Source organism: Sporolactobacillus sp. BBK16-2 (assembly GCF_059878335.1).
In genome coordinates, this window is the sequence record NZ_CM187611.1 from 2593547 (window position 1) to 2607695 (window position 14149).

Sequence of the window (14149 nt, forward strand, 5' to 3'; positions counted from 1 at the left end):
AAGTAGCGAATTAACTATCTTGATTTAGCATAGCACGGCCACTAATGATGTGGTATAGAAACTTGATTGAGCAATCATAAAAACGATAATCAGTACATAGTGGACACTGAGTTAAGCAACTGCTCCCTGATTCTCGGTAATCACTTTATAGTAAATCTGCATAACGATTTAAATACTTACATTAAATCGCACAAACTGTGTATAATAATATTAAATCAAGGCAAAATAAATCCGCCAGTGCTATGAACACTGACGGCATGGCAATATTCGCGTAGAGCGGAGCGATGCAATGAATTAACTTCACATTTTAACAAATGATCCGTCCATCAAGCTATTGCGAGTAGCATATGAGGCGGATTATTTTTTTCTGTCTGACAGCATCAAGATAAGCATTCCAAAACTAATCATTAGTGTCAATGCTTGAAAGAATGTCATTATCGCGCCCCGCTCATTTCAGCGGACGTGAACTGACCCCTAGAGTTGGACGACAAAATTCGACCTTTGGGGGTCAGTTCATCTACTATAATAGATGGCTATTTTCTATATGCTTATCTCCAAGTAAATATCTCTGCAAATAGATCTGTCAAATTCAAAGAAATGATTATAATAGCGCATCTAATTTTGAGACATCAACATCCTCGCCAAACCATTTTTTCAGCGCTTCTTTTGCTTTGTTTTTTGAGTAATCATCTACTGAATAAGCAACTTTACCAATGATGAAAATCAAAACAGCCAAATCATCCGAATATCCTGCAACCGGGATAAAATCAGGAACTACGTCAATCGGTAGTATAAAGTAGGCTAAACCGGCAATAATCATTGCCTTGTCTTTAGTAGGAAAATTTGGGCTTTTTGCCATGAAAAATAAGACAAGTGCCAGGTATACAACATTAATTCCTGCTTTTTTAGCTTGTCTGCCTAGTTTTTGCCAAAATTTTTCCTTTGAATAAATCTTATTTGCTTTTTTTTCATCAATAATCTCTAAATAGTTTCTTGCACCGTTATCATCCACAGGCTTTCCCTCCAAGTTATTAAATTCTATATATCTTATCGGATTATATGATCAACATTCGACAATAAATGGTGATTTCCCTTCAATAATTACAAAAAAAACATTCATTCATCATGATATAATTTGTTTACTTGGGAGGGTTGTATTGTGGGGGATATTAAACTATTTAGTCTAAACGGTGATACCGTAAATGAATTAGAAGGGCAATCCGTTGCCATTGAAAAATCATTACAAAACCTATTTGAGCTCCATTTGGAAACTTTTTTAGGTGTTCGTTTTTTAGCTTCGGAATACATTACAGGAAAGCGTCATGCGGGGCGTATTGATACTTTAGGCATCGATGAAAACCATTCACCAGTAATTATTGAATATAAGCGATCCGTCAATGAAAACGTAATAAATCAAGGGCTCTTTTACTTAGACTGGTTACTTGACCATAAAGCTGAATTCGAACTCATGACTTTACATAAATACGGTGAACAAGTTGCTGAATCGATTGATTGGAGCAGCCCACGTTTGTTGTGCATTGCAGGCGGTTTTACTAAGTACGATGAGCATGCCGTGCAACAAATCAATAGGAACATTGAACTTTATCAATATAAGCATTATAACGATGGCTTTGTTTTGCTTGATCTGGTTAATGCTGCGACTTCACAAACGGTACATATTAGTGAAGAGGCCACCCCTCCTTCGCCTACTACAAACCATAATCAACGGGTGAAAACTGTATCTGACTACCTAGAACAAGCGAACACAGAATTAACCGATCGATTTGAAGCATTGAAAGCTTATTTAATGGCGCATGGTGATGACGTACAAATGAAGATATTAAAGCATTACATTGCTTTTAAGCGTATCAAAAATTTTGCATGCGTTGAAATACATCCGCAAACCGCAAAACTATTAGTGTATTTAAAAGTTAATCCTAAAGAAATAACGTTAGAAGTAGGCTTTACACGTGATGTGAGCAACATTGGACATTTCGGCACAGGTGACTTAGAAGTAACTGTTTCGAACGATGAGGATTTGGAAAAAGCAAAACGTTTCATAAATATGGCTTACGATGCGAGTTAAGGGGAATAAGATCGCTGATATACTTTATGATGGCTCATTTAGTTAAGAGCTCAAATAATGAAATAATGCGCTTTGATTAATCACTCTCCAAACAACCGAATGATTGCATTAAATCGCACGAACTGTGTATAATAAAATTAGAATAAGGCAAAATAAATCCGCCAGTGCTGCGAACACTGACGGCATGGCAATATCCGCGTTGAGCGGAGCGATGCAATGAATTAACTTCACATTTTAACAAATGATCCGTCCATCAAGCTATCGTGAGTAGCATATGAGGCGGATTATTTTGTTGTCTGACAGCATCAAGATAAGCACTCCGAAACTAATCATAAGTATTATCGCTTCAAATACTGTCATTGGCGTCACCCCCTTTCTGAGGGTGTCCCCTTTCTGAGGGTGTCACCGCATCCGCTCATATGCATCATCTATTGCCTGTCTGTAATTATAACAGAGTATGTATGTTCGGGCCTTCAAGTGGTCAGCTATTATGTCAACTTTTTTAGGGCTGTATCCGTTTGATTCTGCTCACTGCCGCTTCAACCAGCATCTCGTGGGACAGCCTCTTTTTTATTTAATTGTAAAATACTCATTTCATCTTCGCATATTCAAATTTTCTCAGAATATAATCGTATCCGGTGAGATAATGAAAAGAGGTGTGTGTATGGGATACATGGATAATTACGAAAGGGATGCCTACGGGATCGTCGCCTTTTGGTTGCGAAATAATCTTGAGCATGGTCAATTTTTTGACCGGGAAATCAGTCATCATGAATTGGAGTTAGCCCGTGTCAACCAGAGTATGGTTCAGAATTTGGCAGGGATATGGCAGAGGGCAGAAGCGAAACAGGAAGATCTTACTCTACGTGCAGAGCTTCTATTATTACTCATCTTTCGCAGAGTAAAAATTGGGATTAATCTATGTGTTTATAACATGTAAGCGACAAATAGTCCACACCTGGTGAAAGATGTGGACTACATTCAAGATTTTTTGATAACATTTTGTTGCTGTCTACACTACTGGATAACCATGAAAGCCATTCATCGATCTTTTCATTTGTTGCCCAAGGTCCCGGAGTTACAGATGTCGCCTTGTCTTTCACATTCTTAATAAGTTGGGCGCAAACGCCATCAACGCTAGTACCTACTTCTTCTGTTGATGGTAATAATCATTGATTCCCAGGATATAGGAACCTGATCCGAATCCGCCCATTGGAACGGATCCGGCATAATCCTGCGTGTTGTAGTCTAGCAATTCCGGAATCAGATTATAATTGTTTGTTGCTTGGCTCGTCATCCAGTTAAGGAGTGTCTTTGCCTCACTCTTTCTGCCCATTTTCGATAAGGCACCTGCAATTCTTAAATCAATGAATCCCCATTCTCTGGAATCATAAAGGTCGCCATCTTGGTCCCGCTTATACCCAGGAGTGCCCCCCGTTAGAATACGCAGGTTCTGGTTGTACGCTTTGATCATGCCTGATGCCAGACTTGATTTTGGGTTGACCATGTCAAAGTTGATCGCTTCAACCGTTGACGCATCATTTTGATATGCCGGATCGCCTTTTCTCTCAAGTGATGAAGCGATTGTATGGTACCCGTTCTCACGGACAACAAGCTGTTTCTTGACAGCATCTTTAATCGAAGAAGCCGCTTTACTGTATTTCTTTTCAAGCTGATCCTTGCCCATTAATTTTGCCAGGTTGGCTGCTGACTTCAAGCCTTGGTATGCTGTAATATTCGTATAGGCGAATTGTTGACGCGATGGTGCTGTTTTTAAGACGTTGAACGGGGTCCAGTGTTCCTCCCAGATTGAGGAGTCCGGCTGAATCAGACCATTTTCCGGCTTAATTAATTCAATCAGCAAGTCTGCGTCCTGCTTCGTCAGTTTGTTCCAGTTCGAGAGATGATTGCTTTTCAGGAATTGTGTATCACCCGTTGCCCGGACATATTGATCAACACTCCATAAGAACAAACCCCAGCCGTCAAATTCAATATTCGGCCCGTTATTGTTCCAGTCTGATTCTTCCGTGCCGTTACCAAAATAGCGACATACAGAAATCAGATAATTATTACTTAGTTTGACACCAAGTCCATAAGTTGGGGCGCTCTTATCTGTACTTTCTATGAAATTTTTTTGATAATAATTCTCTCCCGAAGCATCCTCCGTCTTCTTCATCTGCGCATCAAAGAAGAACTGAAGTGCTGCACGGGCCTCCTGATAATGTCCGGACGCGATTAGTGCCTGTATCGAGTAATTTCCGTCGCGGGCCCAGGCAATACTCCATTCCCCTGGTATCAAGCTGGCTAAAACCTGGCCATAAGATGCTCCTGTCTCGCGACTCTGAGACATCTTCAAAACTGCCGTAGACTGCCGGTATACCTGTTGTTCCTGTGCTGAAAGACCCGCGGGCATTTTCTCGGTTCTGTGCCACTTGGTCCACCAGTCTTCTTCCTGCTTCAGCAAAGCCTCAGGAGTACTGCTTAAAGCATTCTGTGCATTGGCAAGAACATCACTGCTTAAGTGACTTTCATTACCATCTTCATTCAATCCGATAATCACACCGTACCATTTCGACTTTCCGACGCTCAGCTGATTCGTCCGGTTCTCAAATCCTGTGGTGATATCGTTTCCCTGGCTGACAATCTGATCATTCAGTTTGCCGTTAGTTGTGGCATCAGCCCAGGGATTGCTCTCCGATCCGCTTAAACCGGTTTCGCAATGTTCCCCCGCCAGATTCAGGTTTTTATAGATCGCAAGACTACCATTCTTGCTGTTAAATTCTTTAATGTACTTGCCTTTTTGATTGTATGTGGTTTGTTCGTTTGCCGTTCCATAGTCTGTCCCGAGATGCATATTTTGGTTAGAGAAGACAGAAACATTTTTATCCGTGTTCGAATTATTGGTCACGCGCACCAACATCACTAATAGAGAAGACTGATATTGATTTTTTCCGGAAAAAGGAGTGTAGTAATAACTGTCAAATTTCAGGCCGTCATTATGTTGCGTCGATTTAACAATATTGGTACCGTTTACATATTCAGCCGAATCAACAGGTACACTGTTCAACCAAGTGGCTTTGCCTCCGTTCACCCCATAACCGAAATAAGAATCCCACATGAAATTCGGTGTCGTACTGTTTTCATCGACATGGCTGTAAATATGCCGCTGATAACGAGTCATTTTCCCCTGACCAACCGAATAAATAGCAGCTGCCAAACCGTTGGAGGTTGTCAGCTGGTTCCAAGAATTATGCCCTTTATAATTAGAATCACTCTTCACACCACTTGCATGAGCTATTGGTACTTGAAAAGCCCAAAGAGACATCGAAAGAATCACCGTCATTAGAATAACAAAGATACGTTGTACCGATCGCTTTTTAGACTGCAATCGAATTCCCCCATTTCCCATCGAATAGTTAAAAGAAGTAGAATGTGTTTCAGTCCCCGAAAGACTGAAACTCCTCAGAGAATACCTATGCCACATTACAAGACAAGCAAATTACATGCCAATTTTTGTGTATCGTATAAAAGAGCTGAAAGAACAGGATTTTTCCACTAATAAAAAAAACACATGACACACTTAGATGTGTATCATGTATTTTGTGCATCGTTTTTTCTCTTCGTGTATTAAAAAGTTGGGCGATATAATACACTTTGACAACTGAATGATCGATATGCTTTCCCTCCAAGTTATTTAATTCTATGTATCTCAATAATTTATCTTGACACGTGATGTGAGTAATATTGAACATATGGGCACGGGTGATTTATAAATAACGGTTTCGAAAGATGAGAATCTGGAAAATGCGAAACGGTTCATAAACTTGGCTTATGATGCGAGTTGAGGCAGTTGTTCGCCTGCTGCCAATATTTTTTGTGCCTCTTCAAGGTCCGTTTACTTGTCTCGTAGTGCCCTTCCGCATATGATTATAGTGATAAGAGCCTTGGAGGAGATCGAATGAAGATCGTGATTGCCGGCGGAACCGGATTTATAGGAAAAAAGCTGACACAGTTTCTTCTTCAAGAAGGACATCAGATTATTCTACTTACCAGAGGCGTCTATTCGAGCGCTCAAAACATCACCTATGTGCGTTGGATGATGAATGACTCAGCACCGGAAAAAATGGTCACTTCAGCAGACTATGTCATTAATCTTTCCGGTACTTCTCTAAGCAAGGGGCGTTGGACTGCAAAGCAGCGCGGTCGGATTTACAGCAGCCGTCTGAACGCCACACGCGAATTACTGCGCCTGATCAGCACATGGGCACAGAAGCCGGCCGCACTGATCAATGCCAGTGCCATCGGCATCTATCCACCTTCGTCAACCGCCACCTATACAGAAGCATCATCCGAACGTGCCGACGACTTTCTCGGAAAGGTCACTTCCGACTGGGAACTTGCTGCAAAAAAGGCGGAAGCACTTGATATCCGTACGATTTGTCTGCGATTCGGCGTCGTTCTCGGTCAAGAAGGCGGTGCGTTGCCGTTGATCAAACGCCCGATCAAATTTTTCGGTGGAGGACGGTTAGGTTCAGGAAAGCAATGGGTATCCTGGATCCACATTACAGATGTTGCTCGCGCGATCCGATTCGTCATGGATCATGATCAAATCAGCGGAGCAGTCAATGTGACCGCCCCGCAACCGATACGGATGGATATGCTGGGTCGAATGATCGCTTCCGTTACTCATCGTCCTTATTGGCTTCCCGTTCCTTCCGTTGTGCTAAAGCTCGCGCTTGGCCAAAAAAGCACGATGATTCTTGACGGTCAGTGTGTCCTCCCTCAAGTGCTAACCAAAGCAGGATTCACATTTACCTTTCCAACCCCAAAATCAGCATTGGAAAATCTATTACTCAAATAATGCGTGATGCGCCTTTTAATCACTCAATCGAATGATTGCATTAAATGGCGCAAGCTGTTTATAATAAAAGTAATTCAAGGCAAAATAAATCCGCCAGTGCTGAGAGCACTGACGGATTAGCAATATCTGCGTAGAGCGGAACGGTGCTGAAATTTCATAACCACAACGAATAATTCGTCTCAACTCCGGCTAGAGCATATGAGGCAGATTATTTCTTTCTATCTAACAGCATCAAGATAAGCACTCTAAAACTAATCATAAGTGCTGTCACTTGAAATACTTTCATTGGTCGCACCACCCTTTTACAAGGGTGCATCATCCGGATTATGAGTATAGAAAAATTCGAAAGCTCCCCGATTTTTAACATAGGTTTATTCTCACACATATGAGTATTTTTAAGTGTTCTCCCATTGATTGAATTATTCCGCCAACCAAATTAATCCATGCTCATTCAACCGTCATCATCACCTCAATTTCAGTTCATTACTCCGTATTTATTTTATCAATAAAAGCCATTAATTATCATTAACAATAACTTTTTTCAAATAAATATTGAATAGTTGCGTGAGCAAATTATTTTCATTATAAATAGATATTCGTTATTATCTAGGTAAAGCAGAATAGGAAAGTTCAGGTACAGTGGCTAAATACGTTTATTTATCTATCTTTCTTTATTTTGCTCCATATAAATCTCTTATCATTTCGTATCCATAAGGAGGATGAATCACTTGAATATTGTTGTGGTCGGAACATCTCATGGCGGTTATGAAGCGGTAAAAACAGTCTTGGAAAATCATCCGGATGCTAAGATCAAATTGTTCGAGCAGTCTGATAAGGTATCCTTCCTGTCATGCGGCATCCAGTTGTACTTGGAGGGGGCCGTTCAGGATATCAATTATATTCACTATGCAACAAGGGAAGGCTATAGTAATCAAGGTGTCGACGTCTACACCCGTCATCAAGTGATTGGTCTAGATCCAGATCAGAAAACAATTCGTGTGAAGAATCTTGATACCAATGAAACCTATAATGAAACTTATGACAAATTAATCCTGACGCCTGGCGCGGTGCCTCGGAAGCTGCCTTTTAAAGGAAACGATCTCGAAAATGTTTATTTCCTGCGTGGCAGAGAATGGGCGCTTAAAAATAAAGCAAAAATTGAAGATCCGACAGTTTCCGATGTTGTCGTCATTGGCAGTGGATATATCGGTATTGAATTAGTTGAAGCCTATGCAAAGGCCGGAAAGCATGTGACGGTTATTGATGTAACCGAACGTATTCTGCCGACTTACTTGGATCCTGAATTTACAGATATTTTGACGGCCGATCTTAAAAAACGCGGCATTGCTGTTCGCACAGGCGAATTTGTTCAGGAAATTCAAGGCCGGGACGGCAAGGCATCTGCGGTTATTACCGATAAAGGTACTTATCCTGCGGATCTTGTTGTTGAAGCAGCAGGCGTTGTGCCGAATACAAATTGGCTGAAAGGAACGTTGGACCTCAACCCTAACGGCACAATAGTCGTCGATGCTTACCAGAAAACAAGCGCACCGGATGTCTTTGCTGCAGGCGATGCATGCATGATTAAATATAATCCAACGGGTAAAGAAATAAATATTGCCTTAGCAACCAATGCTCGACGCCAAGGTGTCGCTGCTGCACTCAACCTTGAGAAACCAACCGTGAAAATCGAAGGGGTATCAGGAACCTCGGCGCTCTCGCTATTTGATTATAAATTTGCAACGACAGGAATAAAGGATGCGACAGCAGCTAAGAGCGGCCTTGAAACCAGCTCCGTTTACATTGAGGATTATTATCGTCCGGCTTTTGTTCCCGGCACGGAGAAAATTTATATGAAACTGACCTATGAAGTAGGCACGAACCGGATTGTCGGTGCTCAATTGATGTCAAAGCATGATATTACAGCTGCAATCAATACGCTTTCGCTGGCGATTGCAACGAAACAAACAACACAACAATTGGCTTTTGCCGATTTCTTCTTCCAGCCGGAGTTTGATCAACAATGGAATTACCTGTGCGAGCTTTCAAAGGCTGCTTACAAACAAGCAAAGGAAATTCAACCGGTAGCATTGTAAAATATTATCTTAGAAGTAAACCCCTCAACCTAATTTAGGCTGAGGGGTTTTGTTACGCTCAAATCAGCTGCTCGCATACTGTGGCTTGTATTTCATTGATAGGAAAAGGCTTCAAAAATACATAGGTCTCAATGTTAATGACTTTTCTGCTCCACTAAACACCAGCATTTTTAAAGAATACGTGCAGGCATTTTAGCTTTGCTTATCATCTAACGATGAACGATACTTTTGAATGATTGCATTAAATCGCACAAACTGTGTCTAATAAAATTAGATCACGCAACGGAATATCGTGAATTGTAATATCAAAGTTAAAAATAATTGTTGAAAAACTGTCTCGTTTCGAGTGCTTCATCTTTTTAACCCAATTCAAAGGACAATTCTTTTCCTCAATAGTAAAATTTGGATGCTACCCGCTTTTTTACCCGTGCATACGAACCACGCTCAGATACTCAGAATCTCCTTAATTTCTTGTTCGGACATCCGTGACAGGGATTGATCACCGGATTCTACCACCGTTTCAATGAGATCCTTTTTCTTTTGTTGCAGTTCATGTATTTTTTCTTCAATTGTACCTTGAGTGAGCATACGGACAACCTGTACGACGTTGCGCTGGCCGATACGGTGCGCTCTGCCGATTGCCTGATCCTCAACCGCCGGGTTCCACCACAAGTCATAAAGAATCACGGTATCGGCGCCGGTCAGATTCAGTCCTGTGTTGCCCGCTTTGAGCGAGAGCAGGAATACAGCGTTCTCCCCTCGGTTGAATTGTTCCACCATATTGACGCGTTCTTTTGCCGGGGTCTGCCCGTCTAGGTAAAAAAAGGACAAGCCTTTTTCCTCTAAAGCTGTACGGATAATGGCCAGCATGCTGGTAAATTGTGAAAAAATTAAAATTCTGCGGCCGTTCTCAAGATAATCGGAGATCATTTCAAGGAGCTGCTCCAGCTTGCCGGATTCTCCATGATAGTCTTCCACAAAGAGGGCAGGATGGCAGCAAATTTGCCGCAGCCGAGTGAGTCCGGCAAGGATCTTGATTCGGCTCTTCTGAAATCCTTCCTTTTCAAGGGAATCCTTTGTTTCCTTCTGAATTTTTTCAAGGTAGGCCAGATAAAGCCCCTTCTGATCCTTTGTCAGTTCGGAGCTTTGAATGGTTTCGATTTTGTCAGGAAGCTCCGATAAAACATCCTTCTTCACGCGGCGAAGCAGGAATGGCCGGATCATTCGTGCAATTTTTTCCTGATCCATCTTTTTAAACTCTGAAAGCTTCGGGAAGAATCCGGGTAGAAGCGTCTGGAAAATCGACCAAAGCTCATCAATCGAATTCTCAATCGGTGTTCCGCTCAATGCGAAGCGGTTCCTTGCCTTAATTTTGCGAACGGCTTGGGCTGTCTTCGTATTGAAATTTTTGATTGTCTGCGCTTCGTCAAGGATCAACGTACTGAATTTTTCATTCTCATAAGTGTCAATGTCCTGCCGCAGCGTTTGGTATGAAGTGATCCAGATATCAGGTTTCTGCTCTTGCTGAAGCAAGGCCTGCCGTTCCAGCACTGTCCCTGATGCAACGACAGCATTTAGGTCAGGTGCGAATTTTGTCAGTTCATTTTTCCAGTTGTAAATCAATGATGCCGGCGTAACAATCAATACCGGTTGAACATCGGACTTCGTTTCTTTTTCCGATAAAAGAAACGCAACACTTTGTACTGTCTTGCCCAGCCCCATCTCGTCGGCCAAAATGCCGCCAAGTCCGTAATTTCCCAGTGTTTTCAACCATTGATAGCCGTAATATTGATAGTCTCTGAGATCGGCATGGAGCGAATCGGGCAAATCAAATTCAATCAGTTCCGGGTTTTTCAGTCGGTTCAAAAAGCGTCGAAATCCCTTGCCAAAGCCAACGGATGCATGCTGGTCACCGAGGATTGAGTCAATTTGCCCGCCGCGATAAATCGGCACGTTCAGTTGATTATCCTGAAGCTCTTTCCTTGATATGTTCAGTTCGTCCAGCATCTGTTTGACGGACGCGAACGTCTCATCCTCTAATGGGACAAAGGTGCCGTTCGGGAGACGATAGTAGCGTTTCTTTTCAACAAGTGATTGAAGGATGTTCTGAATCTCATCTTCTTCAATCCCATCAAGCTGGAAGTGGACATCGAGCCAATTTTCGCTGTCATCCATATCAATTTTCGCAAACGGGGTCTTTTGGTCTGGCATCAAAAGCGTTCTGACTGAACTGGTCAGAAGAATTTCCGCAACATTTTCCAGTTGCGGGAGGTCCTCGTATAGAAAATCGTAGATGGCTTCCTCTCCCTCGGCATACAGCTGATTCCCGCTGATTTTTAGCGAAGAGGAGTCAATAATATCCATAATCACTTGTTCTTTTTCCGCATCGCGAATAAAGATCTGATCATCCGCCCCGGCGCCTTCATCTTGTTCGAAGGGCTTCACGACCGCATGTCCATAATGGTATTCAAGCTGAACAGTCAATTGGTCATCTTCACGATCAACCAGCAGTTTCGCATGCAGCGGATGCCATGCGATGCGCTCTGAAACCGTATCCGCAATCTTCAGTTCGCTGATTTTCTTCAAACCGGGTGCCGCGTGAGAAAGAAACGATTCAATCTGATCTTTTCTAATCGGCAGCGTAGTGATTCCGGAGCGGCTGACAATCGAGAAGAGTTCGCCAACCAACCCTTGTTGATCGGAAGAAAGATGATATAATTCTCCATTTTTTAAAAGATAACCATATTGATCGAGATACTCAGCATCGTCCAGATCGGACAGGTCCACCTCATAATCGCCTTGCGAACGCTCATCCAAACGAAGTTCAAATGGACGTTCATTTTCATGTACAGTGATCTGATTCCCGCCTAACAAGCCATTATCAAAATTAATGGAGCAGGATTGGAGTTTGTCCAGGAGCTTCGGAAACAGCATTGGAGGAATAATGAATTGACGGTCATCGGCACCCGAGTAACTTCCGGTATACGCGTTCTGCATCATCCTGTAATTTCTATAGCTCATCTGCTGACCAAGCATATCAATAACCGCCTGATCTTCAGGCGTGTACCCATGCTCCGAGGGACTATATGAAAACTTTTTCGTAAATGTATACGAATCTTGGTTAAGTACGGCAGTGATAAAGTCCCTGATATTCTTGACAACATACAGTCTTTTGGTGCCGGTCTTCATCTGCAAGGTGATCCATGATGAATGAAGGCCAATCGTCCATTCAGTTTGCATCACCTGTTTCCGATCAGCATGCTGCCGATCATATTCTTTCTGTTGAACGCGCGAAAACGTATCGATTAATTGGCCCGTTAAATCCTTGTTGAGACGAGCGATCATATGATATCCCGATACGCGCATCCCCTCTTCTTGCTCTTCTTTTATTTCCAGAAGAACAGCCGCCACATGCTTACAAGGGGTTGAAAATTGCTCAGCGGCCGGACAGTCGCAGTCATAGATAAGCGATCGCCCTTCAAAGCACACATCGACCACATATTGCTCTGTCCCTTCAATTTCCGCTTCCCAAGAATCGGTGTTCGAGTCATAATAGAGGCTTTCCACACGTCCTTCAAGGTAATAGTTATAGCCGCGTTGATAGATGGTCGGGGAAAAATAGTCTTTAATTATTTTTTCTGTTAGTTGAATCATGATTACACTACACACCTGTTCGCTTCATTTATCGTGCGACGTTTTCGTCATTTCGACTGAATCAAATTAAAAAAAGGACTAATTACCGCAACTATAACACAGATTGAAGGCGCAGCAATAGAAGGACACTTTCTTAAAATATGGCATTTGCTAGGTGTTGATCATACAAAAAAGTCGATACTGAAGAACCCGTAAACTAGAGATACTTCGGAACTCGTTGCAGCAAAAAAGTCAGCGCTTTGACTGATGCAAAGCACTGACTTTTTACAGTAGTTGATATGTTTTCACTCGATCCGGATCAGCTGCTCGCATACTGTCTTGGGCGATGGTGCATCAGAAAGTTCGTAAATTGTTTCCATACCAGCATGACTATAATAGGGATTAATAAGCCCATCAGACATTTTAACAGCCAGTGGTCAGGGAGCCCCATGATTTCCGGCAAGTCAAACAGTGCTCGATGCCAAAACATAATCAGCACCGTATGACGCCCCCAGAGAACAAGCCAATGAAAATATTTAAGTTCACTCAGTATTTGCGAGATGAGTATAATCCCTAAGCATAAAATGAGCGGTGTAATCAACGCCAGCCCCGTATGATTTAGATTATCCGATTTCAGATATAATGTGAAATTGATTTTCTTGGTGAATTGATCGTGAATAAGAAATAAATAAAAGATACCAATGGCCAAAAGGGTTATATATTTATGAGACATAGTCTGAAGCAATTTGAACCCGTAATAGCCGGCCAGCATATATGTGGTGGTAATTAATACGACTTGGACATCCCATGGGAAATAAGGGTGTCCTAGGAACTCTGGTTGCTGATGAACTGTTCCAATGGCAAACAGAGTCAGACTGATGATCCATTGTAAGACCACAGGACGCACCCAAGTGATCAAAACGATAACCACGATCAGTGTGAGAATATAGACATTAATGAACCAAAAAATGCTTAAATAATTATTAAGCGTCCTTCCACCGTAAACCAGGCGGACAAAATAGAAAGCGGTGTACGACCAGTCCTGATTACGGACAAAATGGCTAAGCATAATTAAAATGCTTCCCATTAGGAAGTAGGAAACAACTAATGGTTTGCAGCGACGTGACCAAAAGTGACGAACCGCTTCCCAATTATGAGAAAGCGGTTTTAAAAAGAATCCTCCGATAATAAAAAAGAGCGGCATATGCCACCAATAAATGGCATCATAAACGAGATCAAAAGAACGTATATCGCGCTCAGAATCAATGGCGTGCCCGAATACAACCGCTATGATTCCCAGCGCCTTTGCTATATCTACCCATGTAATCCGCCGCTTAGTAGTTGACACCATATCAACAATCACCTTTCATCCCTTAAGCATTTCTATCTGTACTTGAGATCAACCCATACTGGAATATTTTCCTTTAAAATGGCCTCACAAATGCTTAGTTTAGCACGATTCATTTATTTTGA

At 42.1% G+C, this 14149-nt stretch carries 9 protein-coding genes; 4 read left to right on the plus strand and 5 right to left on the minus strand.

Features of this window, described 5'->3' with window-relative positions:
• Positions 1–357 precede the first annotated feature (357 nt).
• Positions 358–435, minus strand: coding sequence for a putative holin-like toxin (locus AC6F33_RS12815; protein WP_480948786.1), 78 nt, complete (start codon positions 433–435; stop codon positions 358–360).
• Positions 436–601: 166 nt separating this feature from the next.
• Entirely contained in the window at positions 602–1012 is a 411-nt protein-coding gene (locus AC6F33_RS12820; protein ID WP_480948549.1) for a YkvA family protein, read from the minus strand.
• A gap of 147 nt (positions 1013–1159) precedes the next feature.
• Here AC6F33_RS12820 and AC6F33_RS12825 point away from each other — a divergent pair, with 147 nt between their 5' ends.
• Both AC6F33_RS12825 and AC6F33_RS12830 read left to right on the plus strand, forming a co-directional pair.
• The gene (locus AC6F33_RS12825) at positions 1160–2086 is read left to right on the plus strand and encodes a DUF5655 domain-containing protein (protein WP_480948550.1); all 927 of its coding nucleotides are present in this window, start codon (positions 1160–1162) and stop codon (positions 2084–2086) included.
• A 664-nt stretch (positions 2087–2750) separates the two neighbouring features.
• Positions 2751–3026 (plus strand): hypothetical protein, encoded by a 276-nt coding sequence (locus AC6F33_RS12830; protein ID WP_480952934.1) that lies wholly within the window; start codon positions 2751–2753, stop codon positions 3024–3026.
• 204 nt (positions 3027–3230) lie between these two features.
• On the opposite strand, the gene AC6F33_RS12835 is transcribed toward AC6F33_RS12830, so the two are convergent.
• The gene (locus AC6F33_RS12835) at positions 3231–5474 is read right to left on the minus strand and encodes a glycoside hydrolase family 15 protein (RefSeq protein ID WP_500777216.1); all 2244 of its coding nucleotides are present in this window, start codon (positions 5472–5474) and stop codon (positions 3231–3233) included.
• A gap of 570 nt (positions 5475–6044) precedes the next feature.
• Between AC6F33_RS12835 and AC6F33_RS12840 the strand changes: the two genes are divergently transcribed.
• Both AC6F33_RS12840 and AC6F33_RS12845 read left to right on the plus strand, forming a co-directional pair.
• The gene (locus AC6F33_RS12840; RefSeq protein WP_500777217.1) at positions 6045–6947 is read left to right on the plus strand and encodes a TIGR01777 family oxidoreductase; all 903 of its coding nucleotides are present in this window, start codon (positions 6045–6047) and stop codon (positions 6945–6947) included.
• Between the two features lie 719 nt (positions 6948–7666).
• Positions 7667–9043, plus strand: a complete 1377-nt coding sequence (locus AC6F33_RS12845; RefSeq protein ID WP_500777218.1) for an FAD-dependent oxidoreductase — start codon at positions 7667–7669, stop codon at positions 9041–9043.
• Positions 9044–9487: 444 nt separating this feature from the next.
• Here the strand turns inward: AC6F33_RS12845 and AC6F33_RS12850 are convergent, their stop codons facing one another.
• Both AC6F33_RS12850 and AC6F33_RS12855 read right to left on the minus strand, forming a co-directional pair.
• Positions 9488–12697: a DEAD/DEAH box helicase gene (locus AC6F33_RS12850; RefSeq protein WP_255749189.1), complete on the minus strand. Its 3210-nt coding sequence runs from the start codon at positions 12695–12697 to the stop codon at positions 9488–9490.
• A gap of 298 nt (positions 12698–12995) precedes the next feature.
• The gene (locus tag AC6F33_RS12855) at positions 12996–14027 is read right to left on the minus strand and encodes an acyltransferase family protein (protein ID WP_480948557.1); all 1032 of its coding nucleotides are present in this window, start codon (positions 14025–14027) and stop codon (positions 12996–12998) included.
• Between the last annotated feature and the right edge of the window lie 122 nt (positions 14028–14149).

Bases quoted from the DNA above. Each gene is read 5' to 3' on its own strand.
- AC6F33_RS12815 (WP_480948786.1), bottom strand. From the start codon at position 435: ATGACATTCTTTCAAGCATTGACACTAATGATTAGTTTTGGAATGCTT.
- AC6F33_RS12830 (WP_480952934.1), top strand. From the start codon at position 2,751: ATGGGATACATGGATAATTACGAAAGGGATGCCTACGGGATCGTCGCC.
- AC6F33_RS12840 (WP_500777217.1), top strand. From the start codon at position 6,045: ATGAAGATCGTGATTGCCGGCGGAACCGGATTTATAGGAAAAAAGCTG.
- AC6F33_RS12845 (WP_500777218.1), top strand. From the start codon at position 7,667: ATGAATCACTTGAATATTGTTGTGGTCGGAACATCTCATGGCGGTTAT.
- AC6F33_RS12850 (WP_255749189.1), bottom strand. From the start codon at position 12,697: ATGATTCAACTAACAGAAAAAATAATTAAAGACTATTTTTCCCCGACC.
- AC6F33_RS12855 (WP_480948557.1), bottom strand. From the start codon at position 14,027: ATGGTGTCAACTACTAAGCGGCGGATTACATGGGTAGATATAGCAAAG.